Raw genomic sequence first — 17,828 nt, forward strand, 5'->3', positions numbered from 1 at the left:
GACATGACAACGACCTATAACACAGGGACGATCTCGGTCAGCAACGGCAGCACGACCGTCATGGGCGTGGGCACCAACTGGATCGCGGGCGGCATCCTGCCCGGCGACGATTTCCGCGCGGCTGGTCTGACGGTCGAGATTGCCTCGGTCAACAGCGCCACCTCGATCACGCTGGCGCGCGCGTGGCCAGGCGCGGGGCAGGCGGCGGCCAACTACTCGATCCGCCTCATCGACGAAGGCGAGCGGTCGCTCGCGGCGCTGAACGAGATCATCTCGGCGCTAGGCTCGGGCAATTTATCATCGTTTGCGGGGCTGGAGGGGGCCTCGAACAAGATGGCGTATTTCACCGGCGCGGGCACGTTGGCAGTGGCTGACCTGACTGTCGCCGCGCGGGCGCTCTTGGCACGGGCTGCGATTGAGCAGGCCAACCCGACCGACGCCACGGCGGGGCGTCTCTTGGCCGTCGGCGCGTTCGGGCTTGGGGCAACCGTCTTGACCAGCGTTACGGATTTGAATGCCGCCCTATTGAACGGCTGGTATAGCTACGGCCTGAGCGCGCTGAACCGCCCCTTTGTGAATGGCGGCACCGTGCTTGTGCTGTCCCCGAACGCCTCGCGCGTTGCCCAGATCGCCATTGAGCACAACAGCGGGAAGATTGCCACCCGGTATGTTTCGGAAGCCCCGCCCGCGAGCGGCGTGTGGCAACCGTGGGACGAGTTCGTTACGGCGTCAACGCTCAACGGGTTCGTTTCGGTGGAGGAAATCACAGTTGCAGACGATGCCGTCGGCGTAGTGGATTTGCCCGGCAGTCGCACCTCTGCCATGGCCATAATTCAAACCTCGTTGGCCTCGAACGGCGACGTCCAAAATGTGAATTGCGGCGTTGTCATGCTGGATGCCGGTCCAAGCCCCGCAGGGTTCTCTGTTTATTCCGGCACATCGTTCAGCGTCACCAGTACCACGCTCACTGGCACGTCCGGGACGGACGGGCGCACAACCGTTGCCCCGAAAACATCCGGGCAACTGCAAATCGAGAACCGCGGAGGCGCATCGCGCAAATACAGGGTGACATTCCTATGACCGAAATTCCACAAATCGAACAACTCGCGCCGGGCAGCTGGATGATTGATGGCGAAAAGGTTTTCACGAAGCCTGACGCCACTGAGGCCGAGGCTTTGGCGGCAGCAAATCCACCGTTGCCCACACCGGCAGAAATTGCCGATGAGCAGCGCGCGGTACGCGCCACCGCGATCAAGGCCGAGTGCCGCGCGCGCATCCTCGCCGTTGGCTCCGAGACCACCCAGATGAACATCGCCCAAGCCGGGATCGTGTTTATGGCGGCCGTGCTGGACGGTACCCCGCGCGCGGACGCTCTGGCCGCGTCCGGTCTGATCGAGGGCGATCTGGAATTGGCCCAACGCTGGAAGGCTTGGGTCGCGGCGATGCAGGCTGAATGCCGCCGCGCAATCCTGTCCGGCACCGACCCGGTCTGGCCCGAGGTGCCAGAGGGCGTCGCGGGCCTCGCCGCGCGCTTCTGATCCCAAAACCACAGGAGGCCCCGAGCGTGCTGGAGGGCACGCCCGGGGACGCGGGGCCAGGTCGCCAAACATGAACCCCGCCGACCAGGTAAGCCTCATGGCCGCTCCCTGCCCCAAAGGGGCGGCGACTTTATGAGGCGATTCGATTTGGAAGGTCTAGAACTGCGTTGCTGCGCATGCGGCCGTTTGCTATTTAAATACGAGAGAGGCGCGCGGATATCCGGCATCTCGATCAAATGCCCAAGATGCCGGGCCATGAACACACCGAGGCCAAGAGCCCTTCCCCCAAAGCGCGATGCGCTAAGAGAAGGAGCCAACCTTGGCCAGATCGACCACACTCCCGAAACCTGACCTGCCGCCCGGTGCGCCGGGCCTGCCCAAGGGCATCCGCTACCGGCGGCAATATGGCGTCATTGTCCTCCTTGAGGACGAGGCCGCCCAAATGGATGCCTTCGGCCGCCTGCGCCGTCAGGGCTTCAAATGCCGCGTGGTAGTGACATGAAGCTCGCCATTCACCACGCCAGCCCCATCCCGGACACGTACCGTGCGGCCCGGGTCTCCAGCCTCTTCAACGTCGAGGGTGACGCGGATTTCCGCCTCGAGGTCGAGGCCGATCTCTTGGCTAGGCCCTGGCAGATCGGCCTCATCGTCGGCCCCTCGGGCAGCGGGAAATCCTCGCTCGCCCGCGCGGCCTTCGGCGCTGAACTTGACCCACGCCCATGGCCCGAGGGCGCGCTGATCGACGCAATTGATCCCGAGGGCGAATTCGATGCCGTTGCGGCCGCCCTCTCCGCCGTGGGCCTTGGCACGGTGCCGAGCTGGCTGCGCCCCTTTCGTCACCTTTCCACCGGCGAGCAGTTCCGCGCTGAGCTCGCGCGCATTCTGGCCGAGCGGCCGGGCTTTGCAATTCTCGACGAGTTCACCTCGACCATTGACCGGCGCGTGGCCCAGATCGGGGCCGCCGCCTTTGCCAAGGCGTGGCGGCGCGGCACCGGCCAGTTCGTCGCCGTCACCTGTCACGAGGACGTGGTGTCCTGGCTGCAGCCCGATTGGGTGATCGACACCCGGCGGGCGGAGTTTCGCTGGAGGCGTCTTCGACGGGCACCGCGCATTGCCATGGACATTCACCAGACGGACGGCTCCTTCTGGCCCGCCTTTGAGCCGCATCACTACCTGAAGCTGCCCCGCATGATCGCGGCCAATTATTACGTCGGCTTCGTCGACGGCGCGCCGGTGGCGCATCTCGCCGTCTCGACCCGGCCGGGGCTGGTCGAGGGCCGCGCCTGTCGCCTCGTCGTCATGCCCGAGTGGCAGGGCGCGGGGCTGGGCCTGCGCTTTCTCAACGAGGTCTGCGCCCTCTGGAGGCGCGGCGTGAACCGCTACGAGAAGCCCATGCCGATGCTCTTTCACACCTCGCACCCCGGCCTCGCGGCAGCGCTCCGCCGCGATCCCCTCTGGGCGCAGGTCTCGGCCATCCTCTATGCCGAGTCCAAGGAGCGCAGCATGAAGACCCTCGCCGCCGCCCGGGCACGCAGAGGGCTCAAGCCCGCCGGGACCGGCTACGGCGGCCATTTCCGCGCCGTGCAGGGGTTTCGGTATGTCGAGTGAATGGGGGAGGTGAAGGGGGCGTTAAATGCCCCCTTCAAATGCGCGTGGCGGGGCTGTCCGCTAAAAACGCGTTGCTGTAAACTTCACTGTAATTCACTGCAAACTTCGCTGTCACGCTACACCCCGCCCAAGTGGCGGGGTTCTGTCGTTTCAAGGCCGTTTCAATGCGTGCTCATGGGAATGGATGGGACAGATCAAGATTTTCCGGTGAAATGAGCTGGATTCCGCGAATCACAACGGGCATAAGGCAAGAAATTGCCGCCGGGATTTGGCCGTTTGTCGTGTCGATTATGGGAAAAAGCGGTGGTTTCGATCAGAGATGCCAGAATTTCTGGGAAATCGTGGGATAACGCTGAAGATTTCATATCTCACACATTTTGTGATATAAGTTGGTATAAATACAAAATGAGGTATCAAGCTGACGAGATTTGGCACAGAATGTTGTTTTTTCAGGTGCTTCAAAACAATATCATGTGCTGATCTCGTAAAAAATCGTTGCCATGGGACAATTTCCCAGTGTATCAAGAGAACACGATGAGGACGGGATAAAAGAGGGGCATCAAGACCCCAAAAATTCCCAAGTCAGGTTTCATACAGGCCCCCGCTTTCATCGAACAAAGAGATCCGGCGCGCGAGCGAGCAGACATCCCCCCAGGTGGCGCGCGCAGTCGGACACCCCGCTCAAGCGGGACGAGGGCGGCGGGTTGATCAGTGGCAGCAGATCAACCCGCCGTTTCGTGTCTCAGGGGTTCGTTTTCAATCTGGGGCAGACATAGGGACCAACGGGACAGTGGGCCGGATTTTCAGAGGCGAGAGCCTCCACAAGGTGGATGGAAAGGGCAGGGTATCAATCCCGGCCCTGTTTCGCCGTGTGATCGAGGCTTCGGACCCGAACTGGACCGACGGTCTCAATCCGGAACTGATCATCGTTTATGGCGACCACCGGCGTCGCTATCTGGAATGCTACACCATCGAGGCGATGCAGGAGGTGGATGCCAAGATCGCGGCCCTGCCGCGTGGCTCGAATGCGCGCAAACATCTGCAACGCCTTTTTCACGGTCAGAGCTTTCCCACCTCGGTCGACGAGACCGGGCGTCTGGTGCTGCCCGCCAAGCTGCGCAAGAAGATCGAGCTTGAGGATGAGGCGTTCTTTATCGCCGCAGGCGATACCTTCCAGATCTGGAAGCCCGAAACCTACGAGACCGAGGAGCTGTCCAAGACCGAGGAATGGCTTGACGAGTTCCCCGATGACTTTGACCCGTTGATCCTGCTCGACAATCCGGACGGGGTCTGACCCATGGCCGCTGCCGCCGCCCCGACACCGAACGCCCCGCATATTCCTGTTCTCTTGCGCCCGCTGATTGCCGCCGTCGCACCCGTGCAGGGGGTGTGGCTGGATGGCACTCTGGGGGCGGGGGGCTACGCTCGCGCGCTGCTCGAGGCTGGCGCGGATCAGGTCATCGGCGTGGATCGCGACCCGTTGGCGCATGAAATGGCGCGCAATTGGGGGGCGGAGTATGGCGCGCGTCTGCGCCTTGTCTTGGGCAATTTCGCGCAGATGGATGACTATGCCACCGATCTTGATGGCGTCGTGCTCGATCTGGGCGTGTCCTCGATGCAGCTTGATCAGGCCGAGCGCGGCTTTTCCTTCATGAAGGACGGCCCGCTCGACATGCGCATGAGCCAGGAGGGCCAAAGTGCGGCCGATCTGGTGAACACCGCCGAGGAATCCGACCTGGCGGACATCCTCTATCTCTTTGGTGAGGAACGCGCGAGCAGGCGGATCGCCCGTGCTATCGTCAAGGCACGCGAGCAGGCCCCGATCGAGACAACGCTTCATCTGGCGGGGCTGATCGAACGCTGCTTGCCGCGCTCCAAGCCGGGGCAGGCGCATGCCGCCACCCGCAGTTTTCAGGCGATCCGCATCGCCGTGAATGACGAATATGGCGCGCTGATCGCAGGGCTTGAGGCCGCCGAGCGCGCGCTGAAATCCGGCGGGCAACTGGCGGTCGTGACCTTTCATTCCATCGAGGATCGGATCGTCAAGCGATTTCTGACGGCGCGGTCGGGCGGGGGCGGCACCGGTAGCCGCCATGCCCCGGAAATCACCCGCGACGCACCGCAATTCACCCTCAAATCGCGCAAGGCCATCGGTCCCGATGACGAGGAACTGGCCGTAAATCCGCGCGCCCGGTCGGCCCGGTTGCGCGTTGCCACGCGTACCGATGCCCCCGCAGGGCGCAGCGAGCGCAGTGCTCTGGGTGTGCCGATGTTGAAGGGAGCGAAATGATGCGCAGCATTCTCTATGTTCTGACCGCGCTTTCCGTGATCGGTCTGGCTTTTTGGGCCTACCGCGAGAATTACCGCACGCAAGAGGCGCAGGCCAAGGCGCAAGCCCTGCAAACCGCCATCGGCGAGGCGCGTGCGCGCCTGCGGGTGCTCAATGCGGAATGGGCCTATCTCAACCGCCCTGACCGCCTGATGGACCTCGTTGAACTGAACTATGACAAGCTGGGCCTATTGCCCCTGCAACCCTATCAATTCGGCCGCGTGGATCAGGTCTCGTTCCCCAAGCCGGCTGAATTGCCGATCACAAACCCCGTTGACGTGTCCAACATGGAGCAGTTCCCATGATCCGCACTCCGCTGCGCCCTCTGGCTCGCATTCTTGACGCGCGTAACCGGGGCGAGAATCCCGACGCCATCGAGCGTGAGAACATCCGCCTGCGGCATGAGGAAATGCGCGACCGCGCCCGTCGGCGCGCCGAGGGGCGGCTTTTGGTGTTGGCGGGGGTGTTCTTTGTGGCCTTCTCGATTGTTGGCGGTCGTATGGCGGTTCTGGCTGGCACCGAACCGAGCGAGCCCACGACCAGCGTCGCGGGCGCGCAAATCTTTGCGCAGCGGGCCGATATCGTGGATCGCGAGGGGCGCATCCTGGCCACCAATTTCGACACGCATAGTCTCTATGCGCAACCCCAACAGATGATCGACCCCGAACATGCCGCCGACAAGCTGGTCGAAATTTTCCCAGATCTCGACCGCGCGCGGCTGATCAAGGATTTCACTGGCACGCGCAAATTCCTGTGGATCAAGAAAAAACTCAGCCCCGAGCAGAAGCAGGCGGTGCATGATATCGGCGAGCCGGGCTTGCTCTTTGGTCCGCGCGAAATGCGGCTCTATCCCAACGGGCGGCTGGCCGCGCATGTATTGGGCGGAACCAGTTTTGGCCGCGAGGGGGTGCATGCCGCCGAACTCGTCGGCGTGGCAGGCATTGAGCGGCATCAGGACGCGCGGCTGCGCGACCCGGCGCAGGCGCATGAACCCTTGCGGCTCTCGCTCGACCTCAGCGTGCAGGCGGCGATGGAACGGGTGCTCTTTGGCGGCATGAAGATCATGAATGCCAAGGGGGCGGCGGGCATCCTGATGGACGCCCATACCGGCGAGGTGGTGGCCGTGGCCTCTCTCCCCGATTTCGACCCCAACGACCGCCCCGCGCTGCCCACCTCCGGCAGCCCCAGCGACAGCCCGCTGTTCAATCGCGCGGTGCAGGGTGTCTATGAATTGGGCAGCACCTTCAAAATCTTTCCCGTGGCGCAGGCGCTTGAGCTGGGGCTGATCAACCCCGAGACCATGATCAACACCAAAAGCCCGATGCAATGGGGCAAATTTCGCATCCGCGATTTCAAGAACTACGGCCCGGAACTGAGTGCGACCAAGGTGATCGTCAAATCCTCCAACGTCGGCACAGCGCGCATTGCGCTTGAAATCGGAGCAGCAAGGCAGCGCGAGTTCCTTGAAAGCTTGGGGTTCATGTCCCCCGTGCATCTGGAAATCGCCGAAGCCTCTGGCAGCACACCGCTCTTGCCAAAGAACTGGTCCGAGTTGTCCACCATGACGATTTCCTATGGTCATGGCCTCTCGGTCAGCCCGATGCATCTGGCGGCGGGATATGCAACGATTGCCAATGGTGGACGGCGGGTAACGCCCACGTTGTTGCACGACCCGACCCGCACCCCCGGCGAGCGGATCATCACCGAAAAGACCTCTGCCGCGATGCGTGAGATGCTGCGCCATGTCGTGACCGAAGGCACGGCAAGCCTCGGCGAAGTGCCGGGCTATGCGGTGGGCGGCAAGACCGGCACTGCCGATAAACCCAAGGAGCGTGGTGGCGGTTATTACAAGGACAAGGTCATCTCGACCTTTGCCAGCATCTTTCCGGCGCATGACCCGAAATACGTGCTGGTGGTCACGCTCGATGAGCCGGTTGAGACATCGGGCAGCGAGGCCCGCCGCACCGCAGGCTGGACCGCCGTTCCCGTGGCCGCTGAAATCATCCGTCGCGTCGCCCCGCTTTTGGGTCTCAGACCCGAGATTGAACCCCGCCCGCTTGCTGCTATAAGCCTGACATCGAATTAGGCCGGAACGGGGCAGTGCGGTGGGGCAGATCAAGACATTGGCGGCTTTGGGACTGACCGCCCAAGGTGGGCGTCAGGCCAATATCACGGGGTTGGCGGTGGACAGCCGCGAGGTGAAGCCGGGTTTTCTCTTTGCCGCGCTGCCGGGCACCAAGGTGCATGGCGCGGAGTTCATCCAATACGCGTTGCGCCAAGGGGCGGGGGCGATCCTGACCGACGCCACCGGCGCTCGGCTGGCACAGGATTTCCTCAGCCTCAGCGATGCCGCCCTTGTGGTTGCCGAAGATCCGCGTCAGACGCTGGCCTTCGCCGCAGCTCTCTGGTTCGGCGCGCAGCCTGAAACCATGGTCGCGGTGACCGGCACCAATGGCAAGACATCCGTGACCACCTTTACCCGGCAGATCTGGGAGCGGCTGGGTTTCTCGGCGGTCAATCTGGGCACGACCGGGGTCGAGGGGGCCTATAGCGCGCCGCTGGGCCACACCACACCAGAGCCGATCACCCTGCACCGGATGCTGGCCAAATGCGAACTGGCGGGCGTCACCCATGGCGCGATGGAGGCCTCCTCTCATGGTCTGGCACAACGGCGGCTGGATGGTGTGCATCTGATGGCGGCAGGATTCACCAATTTCACGCAGGATCATCTCGATTATCACGCCAGCTTTGACGAATATTTCGCGGCCAAGGCGGGGCTTTTCGCGCGCGTCCTGCCCGAGGACGGGGTCGCCGTCATCAATATCGACGACCCGCGCGGGGCCGAGATGGCGTCTATCGCCACCGAGCGCGGGCAGGATCTGATCACCGTCGGGCGTGCGCCGGGGGCTGATCTGCGCCTCATCGCGCAACGGTTTGACGCCACAGGCCAAGTGCTGCGCTTTGAATGGGAGGATGATGTCAATCAATTGCGCCTCGATCTCATCGGCGGATTTCAGGCGGAAAACGTGCTGCTTGCGGCGGGGCTGGTGATCGGGGCGGGTGCCGATGCCGAACGGGTGTTCGAGGTGCTGCCGGAGATGCGGACGGTGCGCGGGCGCATGCAACTGGCCGCAACCCGTGACAATGGCGCGGCTGTCTTTGTTGACTATGCTCATACCCCGGATGCGGTGGCCACTGCGATCAAGGCGCTGCGCCCGCATGTCATGGGACGGCTTATTGCCATCGTGGGCGCAGGCGGCGACCGCGACCGCGCCAAGCGGCCCTTGATGGGGCAGGCCGCGGCGGCCCATGCTGACCGGGTGATCGTGACGGACGACAACCCGCGCTCCGAAAACCCGGCCAGCATCCGTGCCGCCGTGATGCAGGGCTGTCCCAAGGCCACCGAGGTGGGCGACCGCGCCGAGGCGATCCTGCGCGGCGTCGATGCGCTGGGGCCGGGCGATGCGCTGCTCATTTGCGGCAAGGGGCATGAGACAGGGCAGGTCGTCGGCGATGACGTGCTGCCCTTTGATGATGCGGAACAGGCGAGCATCGCGGTGACGCTGCTCGATGGGGGGCGGGTATGAGCCTTTGGTCGGCACAAGAGGCGGCAGCGGCCACGCAGGGCCGCGTGACAGGCGATTGGCAGGCCACGGGCGTGTCGATTGATACCCGCACGCTCAAACCCGGAGATCTTTTCGTGGCGCTCAGTGCTGCGCGCGATGGGCATGAGTTTGTGGCGCAGGCCTTGGCCAAAGGGGCGGCCGCGGCGCTTGTGTCTCGTATCCCCGAGGGGCTGCCCGTCGATGCCCCGCTCTTGATCGTCGCTGACGTCCAAAAGGGCCTTGAGGATCTGGGCCGTGCGGCGCGCGCGCGGTCACAGGCCCGCGTCGTGGCCGTGACCGGATCGGTCGGCAAGACCTCGACCAAGGAAATGCTGCGCGACGTGCTGGGCCATCAAGGCCGCACCCATGCCGCCGAGGCCAGTTACAACAATCACTGGGGTGTGCCGCTCACGCTCGCGCGGATGCCGGTGGACACGCAATTCGCGGTGATCGAAATCGGCATGAACCACCCCGGCGAGATTGCACCTTTGGCACGTATGGCGCGGCCCCATGTGGCGATTGTGACAACGGTCGCGGCGGCGCATCTCGAGGCGTTCGAAGATATCGAAGGCATTGCCCGAGAAAAGGCCAGCATCTTTGAAGGGCTGGAGCCGGGCGGTGTGGCGCTGATCAACGCGGATATTTCGACAACATCCATTTTGCGCGCCAAGGCCATGCAACATGCGGCGCGCGTCCTCAGCTTTGGCACCGCGCGCGGCGCGCATCACCGCCTGCTCGATGTTGAACTGCATGATCACGTCACCGTGGCCCGCGCCCGCGCCTGGCGTTCTCCGCTTGTTTATAAGGTCGGCGTTCCGGGGCGGCATTTCGCGATGAACGCGCTGGCGGTTCTGGCGGTGGCGCAGGTTCTGGGCTGTGACCGGGCCGTGGCCATGGCCGATCTGGCCAGTTGGGCCCCACCTGCCGGGCGCGGCACACGCGAGGAGCTGGTGCTGGATCTGGCCAGCGACGGGATGAGCATTGACCTCATCGACGATGCGTTCAACGCGAATCCGACATCTATGGCCGCGGCCCTCGAAGTGTTGGCCGCAGCGCATCCGCGCGACGGTGTGGGCCGTGTTTCGCGCGGGCGCCGGATCGCCATTTTGGGTGATATGCTGGAACTTGGGCCGGATGAGGCCGCAATGCACGCCGGGCTTGCCGATCTGCCCTACATGGCGCGGATCGACGAAATTCATTGCGTCGGCCCTCGGATGCGCGCCCTGTGGGATATTTTGCCCGAGGCGCGGCGTGGCCGTTGGGTGGCCAGCGCCGAAGAGCTGGCCGCGCAGGCGCACCGGCTGATCGACGCAGGCGATGTGGTATTGGTAAAGGGTTCCAAGGGCAGCCGGGTGAGCCTTGTGGTCGACGCGCTCCGGCGCGTGGGCCGGGTGACAGAAGAAGGACAAGTCTGATGCTCTATTGGTTGACCATCTGGTCGGATGGTGGGGATTTCTTCAATCTCTTCCGCTACATCACCTTTCGTGCCGGCGGGGCCTTCATGACGGCGCTGATCTTTGGCTTTCTGTTCGGCGCGCCCTTGATCATGGTCCTGCGCAAGCGGCAGGGCAAAGGGCAGCCCATCCGCAGCGATGGCCCCGAGGGACATTTTTCCAAGGCGGGCACGCCCACCATGGGCGGGCTCTTGATTGTGGGTGCGCTTGTCACTTCGACCCTGCTCTGGGCGCGCCTCGACAATCCTTATGTCTGGCTCGTGCTTTTCGTGACGCTGTCCTTTGCCCTCATCGGCTTTGCTGACGATTACGCGAAGGTCAGCAAGCAGAACGTCAAGGGCGTCTCAAGCCGTGTGCGGCTGGGCCTTGGGTTTCTCATCGCGCTCATTGCGGCCTATTGGGCCGGACTGCATCATCCGGCAGAGTTGCAATATCAACTGGCTCTGCCGGTGTTCAAGGATGTGCTGATCAACCTCGGCTTTTTCTTTATCCCCTTTGCGATGTTCGTGATTGTGGGCGCCGCCAATGCGGTCAACCTGACCGATGGTCTCGATGGGCTGGCCATCATGCCGGTGATGATCGCCTCGGCGGCGCTGGGCGTGATCGCCTATACGGTGGGCCGCGTCGATTTCACCGAGTATCTGGGGCTGCATTATGTGCCGGGCACGGGCGAGATCCTGATCTTTGTCGCGGGGCTTGTCGGCGGTGGTCTGGGGTTTCTGTGGTATAACGCTCCGCCTGCGGCGGTCTTCATGGGCGATACCGGGTCTTTGGCCTTGGGTGGTGCGCTGGGGGCGATTGCGGTCGCCACCAAGCACGAGCTGGTGCTGGGCATCGTGGGCGGCCTCTTTGTGGTCGAGGCGCTCTCGGTCATCATTCAGGTGCTCTATTTCAAGCGCACCGGCAAGCGGGTGTTCCTGATGGCCCCGATCCACCACCATTACGAGAAAAAGGGCTGGGCCGAGCCGCAGATCGTGATCCGTTTCTGGATCATCGCGCTCATTCTGGCCATGATCGGATTGGCGACGCTGAAATTGCGCTAAAGCGCGTTGCGTCTGATCGGAGTCACCTCACTCCGGCCCCCGAGCCGGGGTCTCCGCCTACTTCAGCGAGGTCCCGGGTCAAGCCCGGGACGGGTCTGTTCTCGGTTGAGCGCAACACGCCCCAAGGTGGAAGGCCTCAGCCCTCCATCCAGATCGTAACCGGCCCGTCATTGACGAGCGATACTTTCATATCTGCTCCGAACCGGCCCTTTTCAGTGGCAATCCCCAACCCTGCGATCTTCCCTGCGAAATAGTCATAGAGCCGCTTGCCGGTCTCGGGGTCTGCCGCCGTTGAAAACCCGGGACGATTGCCGCGCGAGGTATCGGCGGCCAGCGTGAACTGGCTGATGACCAATGCGCTCCCACCTATGTCGGTCAGACAGCGGTTCATCTTGCCCGCCTCGTCTGGGAAGATGCGCAGCTTGGCAATCTTGGCCGCCAGCCGCTCTGCATCCGCTTCGGCATCGCCCTGCATGGCGCAGACAAGGATCAAGAGGCCTCGCCCGCATTGACCGATGACCTCGCCATCGACGGCGACAGAAGCCTCAGAGACACGTTGCAATAGCGCGCGCATGAAACCCTCCAAACATCGTTGCGCTTAGCCGCGCAGATCAAGAACCTCGTCCAACCCCGCCCGGCTGGTGCGAAAGCTGTTGGCGGGGTGGTCCGTATCGGGCAGGCCAAAGGAAATGGCGCAGAGGATCAACCGGCTCTCGGGCAGGTCGAAATGCGCGCGGATCATCGGTGCATAGGCCGCAACAGAGGCTTGCGCGATGGTGCCCACGCCCAAGGCCGTCGCGGCCAGCATGAAGGCGGTGATGAACCCGCCGCAATCCATCGCGCCATAAGGGCCAAGGGCCGCCTCGGAATGCACGATTGCCACATGCGGCGCGTCGAAGAGGTGATAGTTCCGCATGGATTGCTCGGCCCGTCCGGCGCGGTCGTTGCGCGCGATACCCGCCGCCTCATATAGTTGCAGGCCGCATTCGCGGCGGCGGGCACCATGGGCCCCGGGATAGCTCTCGGGCCAGGGCAGATCCGGGCCGGGGCGCTCATTCTGCACCGCGGCGAGCAGGGCGTCGCGAAACCGCGCGGTTTCATCCCCCCGCGTCACGGTCACGCGCCAGGGCTGGGCATTGCACCAGGATGGCGCTCGGCCTGCGGCATGGACGATCTGGCGAATTGTTTCCTCTGGCACAGGATCAGGCCGAAAGGCACGGCAGGAATGGCGGGCCTGCAAGAGCCCCTGCAAAGTTACAAAATTATCCGTCATTCCGTGATGTCCTTGCCCGGCCTTGATCCATCAGGCCCATGGCCTTGACCGATGATCATAGGGGGAGTTTTGCGGCTTATCCATGCCCCGCCCGGCGGTTTTCCGCCGCCTGTGCCTTACACCACACCCTGCTCCAGCGCCACGACATAGCCGATCGCCCCGGCGATCAACGCGCCGATGAGCACGGCAAACGCGATTTTCCAGACCGACCACGGACGCTCGCCCTGCACCCGGCCTGTGCGGCCATTGACCACAAAGCGATAGGTCTCGCCCCGGTATTTATAGGCTGCAAGCCAGACAGGCAGCAGGATGTGCTTGAAGGTGACATCGCGGACTTCGGTGTTGATCTCGTGGATTTGTTGACGGTCGCCGCCGATGTCAAAACGTACATCGCGGGCGATGATCGCATCCATCCGGCTGCGTGCCTCGACAAATCCGTGTTCGAGTTCAAGATTGTAACCCTCGGCGCGGAACCCCGCGAGGTATTCGGGGCTATAGGGCACCAGTGCGGCCAGATCCCAGGGTTCGAGAGCGTCGGTAAATCGCTTGGGCAGGGAATTCGACGCCAGCACCAGCACATCGTCGAAAAAGCGCGCCACCCGACCTGCGGCCGGGGTCCAGCGGATCTTGGGCACCTGCACGGTCTGGCGCTTGCCATCGCGGATCACAGTTTGGGTGACGTAATAGGTCGTGCCGCGCGCGCCCCGATAGGTGGATTTCGTGTCGGCGTCAAAGGTCCAATAGGGCACGTAGATGCCCTGCATCCGCCGCCCCTTGCGGGCATAGTCCTTGAGCCCGTTCGGCGCAAACCACAGCCGCCCCAGCCAGTCGGTCATCGCCTTGCGCGCTGTGGCCTCGTCCAGCGCGAAGGGCAGCAGCGCGCGCGGCTTGATATGGCGTTGTGCGCCGGTATCGGTCACGACCGGCGAGGCGCAGAACGGGCATTCGGCGGCATGGGTATCGCTGCCCAGGTCCACCTGCGCGCCGCAGCTTGTGCAGGTGGTGCTGCGGATCTCTTCCAACTCTTGCGCGGGCAGTTGATCGCGCAGGGCGCGCTCAAAGTCCAACTCCTTGATCCCGCCTTGCCACGGACCACCTGCAACGATGGCGTGAACATCGCCGCAATGATCGCAGATGAGGTGGTTCTTGCCCGGATCATAGCGGTAATCGGCCCCGCAACTGACACAAGGAAAACGATGCTGGGTTTCGGTCATGACAGGGGCGGGGGGCGGGGAATTCTGCATTTGGCTCACAGGATTTGATGCACGGCACGTGGGGTGATGCGGCGCAGCGCCCCATCCCCCAAGGCTGTGTGCCGCCAAAGGTTGAAAGTGGCGTGCAGCGCAGAGGCCGCCAAGAGCGCCAAGAGCAGTTTTCGCGCCTCTGGGCCGGGCAGGGCATGACCGAGCGCCTCTGCCGCCAGTGCGAGGGCCCCCCATGCCAAAAGCAGATAGAGCGCGCGGTGCAACCACGGATGCAGCGCGCGCACGGCCCCTGTCAGTTTAGGCCCCGGTCCGTTCATCAGACCAAAGACCAGTGCCAGCGCGCACATGACCAGCGCCGAGACTGCATAGACCAACGATAACCAGACTGTCGCCCCGCCATCGCCCAACACGAACAGCAGCAACATCAGGTTCAGCCAGTGCAGCGTGATCGTCAGGCTCCGGCGCATGGGTCACGCACCCGGCGGTGGCGGCGGCATTACTGTAAAGAGCGTGGCCAGCTCTGTCACATCTTCGGCCCGTTTCCAGCCGTCCTGCCCGGCGGTCCAGACAAAGCTGTCGCGGGTCAGCTTGCCCTCCGTCACCATGCGACCAAGAGAGGCCTTGGAATAGGGGCCGTGGGTCTGACCGTTTTCGGCAATGTGCCAGACATGCTCGACGGGCGGCGGCGGCGGGCTCTGCGGGGCAGGGGCAGGGCGCGCGCCCCATGGCCCCTGATCCGCCATCTGCTGCGCCATGGCCATACCCATCCCCATGCCCAATCCGGCACCGATGCCCGCGCCGCCGCTCGGGTTCTTGGCAGCAGCGGTCATCGCCTCTGCGGCGGAATACTGGGTAAACCGGCCCAGATCGCCCGCGATCCCCATCGAGGTGCGCTTGTCGAGCGCCGCCTCGACCTCGGGCGGGAGCGAGATATTCTCGATGTAGAACTCGGGGATGCTAAGGCCATATTCCGCCACCACGGCGGAAATCTCACCCGCCACCAGTTTGCCTAGGTCGGCGGTATTGGCGGCCATGTCTAGCACCGGGATACCGCTGCCCGCGATGATGCGCGAAAACGCTTGCACGATGATGTTGCGGATTTGAAAGCTGATCTCGTCCATGGTGAATTCGCCATCGGTGCCGACGATCTCGCTCAGGAATTTCGCAGCATCTGCCACCCGTACCGTGTAGGTGCCAAAGGCGCGGATGCGGGTTGGGCCAAATTCCGGATCACGCAGCATGATCGGATTCTTGGTACCCCATTTCAGATCGTTGAACCGCGTCGTCGCGACAAAGTAGATCTCGGATTTGAAGGGCGATTTAAAGCCGTGATCCCAATGTTGAAGGCTGGTCATCAGGGGCATGTTGTTGGTCTCGAGCATGTAGAGACCGGGGGTAAAGACATCGGCCAATTGCCCCTCATGGACAAAAACCGCCGCCTGCCCCTCGCGCACCGTCAGCTTGGCGCCGTATTTGATCTCGTGGCCCTCGCGCTCGAACCGCCAGACCATCGTGTCGCGTGTGTCGTCGGTCCAGTGAATGACGTCGATGAACTGGCCGGAGAGGAAATCGAAGATGGGCATCGGGATACTCCTTTAATCGGAAAGTCGAGGATCAGACCGGCCCGCCCTGCCGCGCATCGAGCAGGCGGCGCAGGATGGGGCGGGCCTCGTCGGGGGTCATGCCGGGCTTGAGATCGGGATGATAGAGCAGCCACAAAAGCTCTTCATCATGGCTGGTCAGCAGGGCGAATTCATCGTCATCGTTGAAGATCGACGGGCGCGCGCCGGGGAAATCGTCAGCCAGCCCCAGCCCCTGCGCCAGTTCCTCATGCACGCAGGATTGCCGCATGAGGGGCGGGTGTTCGGCCCGGATGAGCGCAATCGCGCGACGATAGACGTGATCCTCGCCCTGGCCTGAGAAGGCCACCACGAGGCAATGGATGGTGCGTGGCATGTCGCGGAAAATGGCAATGGTGTTCGGTCCCGCCTCGGGGGCAAGCTGACGGATACGTGCCAGCATGGTATCGCGGTCATCTTCACCCATGAAGAGAACGTGGAAATTGGACGCCCCTCCGCCAGTGGTGATCGGGTGGCGGGTGACACGCGCCAGCCGCGCGGCATAATCGGCGACCAGACGGCGATCCTCGGCGCGCTGTGCCTCTGGCACAGAGGCGCCGAATTCGGTGTTGATCCGAACTGGCCCCACCCATTTCCGCAGGCCCCCGGCCCGCCCCGAGGAGGGGCGATAGCCTGCACCCTGCTGGTACTCGTCATAAAAGGCGATACGCTCGAAATTACGCAGAATGTCGGTGTCGGTATAGGGCGTGTCCGGCCCACCGCCATCGCGGCGCAAGAGGCCGCGACTGAGAAGATCGGATTCGACCCGCTCGTAATAGCTGGCCAAGGCCAGACTATTGGCCGAGGGGCCGGAGGGCGCTGGCGCTGACGCTACGGGGCGCTCAGTCGGGCGCGCCGAGGACGTGGGCGGTGCAGGCATATCGCAAGCGGCCAGCGCCGTCAGCGCCAGCCCCAAAATGCCCCATCTCAGCCCATAGGACCGCATGCCGCGCTTAGCCCTTGGGCACAGCGGTGCCTGCGGTGTCGCCCACCCCATCGCGCCGCGCCTTGGCCGAGGCCAGCGTGTCGCGCAAATCGGCCTCCATCTTTTTCAGGTCTTCCTCTGCCTTGGCCCGTTTGGCCTTACCCTCGTCTGCGATTTGCAGGCTTTCCTGAATGGTGCCGATGAGATCGGCATTGGCCTGTTTCACGGCCTCGATGTCGAACACGCCGCGTTCCATTTCCTGACGGATCATCTTGTTGCTCTCGCGCAGGTTCTTGGCATTGGCGGTCAAAAGCTCGTTGGTGAGGTCATTGGCATCGCGCACGGCGGCGGCGGCCTCGGCCGAGCGTTGGATCGTGACCGCCTGCGCCAGTTGGGTTTCCCAGAGCGGCACGGTGTTGACGAGGGTCGAGTTGATCTTGGTCACAAGGCTCTTGTCGTTCTCCTGCACCAGCCGGATCGAGGGCAGGGATTGCATCGTCACCTGGCGGGTCAGCTTGAGATCATGCACCCGCCGCTCCAGATCGTCGCGCGCGGCGCGCAGGTCGCGCAGTTCCTGCGCCTTCATCACCTGATCATTCTCAGGCGCGGCCTGAACGGCGGCTTCGGCGGCGGGAATGTCGTTGGTGTCGAGATCCTTCAGCTTGGCCTCGCCCGCCGCGATGTAGAGGGCAAGCTCGTCGTAGAAGGCCAGCGTTTTCTCGTAGAGCATGTCGAGCGATTTGATGTCTTTCAAGAGCGTGTGCTCATGCGCCAAGAGGTCGTCGGTGATCTTGTCGATCTGGCCCTGCACCTGCTCGAAGCGTGCCGTGAACTTGGCGAAGGGGGCTGCGCGCCCCAAGAGCTTTTCCCACCACGACCGCTCGCGCCGCACGTCAAGCTCGGACACTGCAAAGCCGCGAATGGTGGTGACGATCCCGCGCAGGCTATCGCCCGCAGGCCCCACATCCTTGTTGCGCACGCCTTGCAGCATGGCTTGGGAAATTTCCTGCAATTCGGCCTGCGCGGCCGAGCCGAACGACACGATGGATTGCGTATCGCCCATGTCGATTTCGGCCATGCGGCGGGTGATCTCGGCACCTTGCGGTGCATCGGCCTGCTCGAGCGGCACGATGGCATTGGCAGCGGCGGGTTCGGGCAGGACAGCGCGGCTGACGGCCTCGACATCCTTCAGCACGGCTTCGGCCTTCTGGCGGGTGGTCTCTGACATG

Annotated in this window: 19 protein-coding genes; 12 read left to right on the forward strand and 7 right to left on the reverse strand. The window is 63.5% G+C overall.

Annotated elements, in window-relative coordinates:
- Positions 1 to 3: 3 nt before the first annotated feature.
- The 12 genes from ROSMUC_RS01385 (at position 4) to mraY (ending at position 11,577) form a co-directional block, all read left to right on the forward strand.
- Entirely contained in the window at positions 4 to 1,080 is a 1,077-nt protein-coding gene (locus ROSMUC_RS01385; protein ID WP_052115219.1) for a pyocin knob domain-containing protein, read from the forward strand.
- The gene (locus tag ROSMUC_RS01390; protein WP_245875090.1) at positions 1,077 to 1,538 is read left to right on the forward strand and encodes a hypothetical protein; all 462 of its coding nucleotides are present in this window, start codon (positions 1,077 to 1,079) and stop codon (positions 1,536 to 1,538) included. The genes ROSMUC_RS01385 and ROSMUC_RS01390 overlap by 4 nt, the downstream gene beginning before the upstream one ends.
- A gap of 132 nt (positions 1,539 to 1,670) precedes the next feature.
- Positions 1,671 to 1,889, forward strand: a complete 219-nt coding sequence (locus ROSMUC_RS21710; protein WP_075571693.1) for a Com family DNA-binding transcriptional regulator — start codon at positions 1,671 to 1,673, stop codon at positions 1,887 to 1,889.
- Positions 1,858 to 2,040 (forward strand): hypothetical protein, encoded by a 183-nt coding sequence (locus ROSMUC_RS01400; RefSeq protein WP_037268732.1) that lies wholly within the window; start codon positions 1,858 to 1,860, stop codon positions 2,038 to 2,040. The genes ROSMUC_RS21710 and ROSMUC_RS01400 overlap by 32 nt, the downstream gene beginning before the upstream one ends.
- The gene (locus ROSMUC_RS01405; protein WP_037268736.1) at positions 2,037 to 3,146 is read left to right on the forward strand and encodes an ABC transporter ATP-binding protein; all 1,110 of its coding nucleotides are present in this window, start codon (positions 2,037 to 2,039) and stop codon (positions 3,144 to 3,146) included. Before ROSMUC_RS01400 ends, ROSMUC_RS01405 begins: the two co-directional genes overlap by 4 nt.
- A 790-nt stretch (positions 3,147 to 3,936) precedes the next feature.
- A complete protein-coding gene (gene mraZ / locus ROSMUC_RS01410; RefSeq protein WP_037268738.1) occupies positions 3,937 to 4,440 on the forward strand; it encodes a division/cell wall cluster transcriptional repressor MraZ in 504 nt (167 codons plus the stop codon).
- Between the two features lie 3 nt (positions 4,441 to 4,443).
- Positions 4,444 to 5,436 (forward strand): 16S rRNA (cytosine(1402)-N(4))-methyltransferase RsmH, encoded by a 993-nt coding sequence (gene rsmH, locus ROSMUC_RS01415; RefSeq protein ID WP_037268741.1) that lies wholly within the window; start codon positions 4,444 to 4,446, stop codon positions 5,434 to 5,436.
- On the forward strand, positions 5,436 to 5,780 hold the full coding sequence (gene ftsL, locus ROSMUC_RS01420; RefSeq protein WP_206018411.1) for a cell division protein FtsL: 345 nt from the start codon (positions 5,436 to 5,438) through the stop codon (positions 5,778 to 5,780). The genes rsmH and ftsL overlap by 1 nt, the downstream gene beginning before the upstream one ends.
- Complete coding sequence (locus ROSMUC_RS01425) at positions 5,777 to 7,561, forward strand: peptidoglycan D,D-transpeptidase FtsI family protein (RefSeq protein WP_037268746.1); 1,785 nt, start codon at positions 5,777 to 5,779, stop codon at positions 7,559 to 7,561. The genes ftsL and ROSMUC_RS01425 overlap by 4 nt, the downstream gene beginning before the upstream one ends.
- Positions 7,562 to 7,580: 19 nt before the next feature.
- Positions 7,581 to 9,062, forward strand: coding sequence for a UDP-N-acetylmuramoyl-L-alanyl-D-glutamate--2,6-diaminopimelate ligase (locus ROSMUC_RS01430; RefSeq protein WP_037268749.1), 1,482 nt, complete (start codon positions 7,581 to 7,583; stop codon positions 9,060 to 9,062).
- Positions 9,059 to 10,495 (forward strand): UDP-N-acetylmuramoylalanyl-D-glutamyl-2,6-diaminopimelate--D-alanyl-D-alanine ligase, encoded by a 1,437-nt coding sequence (locus tag ROSMUC_RS01435; protein ID WP_037268752.1) that lies wholly within the window; start codon positions 9,059 to 9,061, stop codon positions 10,493 to 10,495. The genes ROSMUC_RS01430 and ROSMUC_RS01435 overlap by 4 nt, the downstream gene beginning before the upstream one ends.
- Positions 10,495 to 11,577: a phospho-N-acetylmuramoyl-pentapeptide-transferase gene (gene mraY / locus ROSMUC_RS01440; RefSeq protein WP_037268754.1), complete on the forward strand. Its 1,083-nt coding sequence runs from the start codon at positions 10,495 to 10,497 to the stop codon at positions 11,575 to 11,577. The genes ROSMUC_RS01435 and mraY overlap by 1 nt, the downstream gene beginning before the upstream one ends.
- 136 nt (positions 11,578 to 11,713) lie before the next feature.
- Here the strand turns inward: mraY and dtd are convergent, their stop codons facing one another.
- The 7 genes from dtd to ROSMUC_RS01475 all read right to left on the reverse strand — a co-directional run bounded on the left by dtd (position 11,714) and on the right by ROSMUC_RS01475 (position 17,827).
- Positions 11,714 to 12,151 carry a D-aminoacyl-tRNA deacylase gene (dtd, locus tag ROSMUC_RS01445; protein ID WP_037268757.1) on the reverse strand — a complete coding sequence of 146 codons (438 nt, stop codon included), beginning with the start codon at positions 12,149 to 12,151 and terminating at the stop codon, positions 11,714 to 11,716.
- A 24-nt stretch (positions 12,152 to 12,175) separates the two neighbouring features.
- Positions 12,176 to 12,850: a nitroreductase gene (locus tag ROSMUC_RS01450; RefSeq protein ID WP_037268760.1), complete on the reverse strand. Its 675-nt coding sequence runs from the start codon at positions 12,848 to 12,850 to the stop codon at positions 12,176 to 12,178.
- Positions 12,851 to 12,966: 116 nt separating this feature from the next.
- A complete protein-coding gene (locus tag ROSMUC_RS01455) occupies positions 12,967 to 14,064 on the reverse strand; it encodes a TFIIB-type zinc ribbon-containing protein (RefSeq protein WP_037268762.1) in 1,098 nt (365 codons plus the stop codon).
- Positions 14,065 to 14,099: 35 nt separating this feature from the next.
- Positions 14,100 to 14,522, reverse strand: a complete 423-nt coding sequence (locus tag ROSMUC_RS01460) for a hypothetical protein (protein WP_037268764.1) — start codon at positions 14,520 to 14,522, stop codon at positions 14,100 to 14,102.
- 3 nt (positions 14,523 to 14,525) lie between these two features.
- Complete coding sequence (locus tag ROSMUC_RS01465) at positions 14,526 to 15,638, reverse strand: SPFH domain-containing protein (protein WP_037268766.1); 1,113 nt, start codon at positions 15,636 to 15,638, stop codon at positions 14,526 to 14,528.
- A 31-nt stretch (positions 15,639 to 15,669) separates the two neighbouring features.
- On the reverse strand, positions 15,670 to 16,620 hold the full coding sequence (locus tag ROSMUC_RS01470; protein WP_245875091.1) for a DUF2927 domain-containing protein: 951 nt from the start codon (positions 16,618 to 16,620) through the stop codon (positions 15,670 to 15,672).
- A gap of 7 nt (positions 16,621 to 16,627) precedes the next feature.
- Complete coding sequence (locus ROSMUC_RS01475; protein WP_037268768.1) at positions 16,628 to 17,827, reverse strand: toxic anion resistance protein; 1,200 nt, start codon at positions 17,825 to 17,827, stop codon at positions 16,628 to 16,630.
- Position 17,828 lies beyond the last annotated feature (1 nt).

The organism is Roseovarius mucosus DSM 17069, assembly GCF_000768555.3.
In the GTDB taxonomy this organism is placed as follows: Bacteria; Pseudomonadota; Alphaproteobacteria; order Rhodobacterales; family Rhodobacteraceae; genus Roseovarius; species Roseovarius mucosus.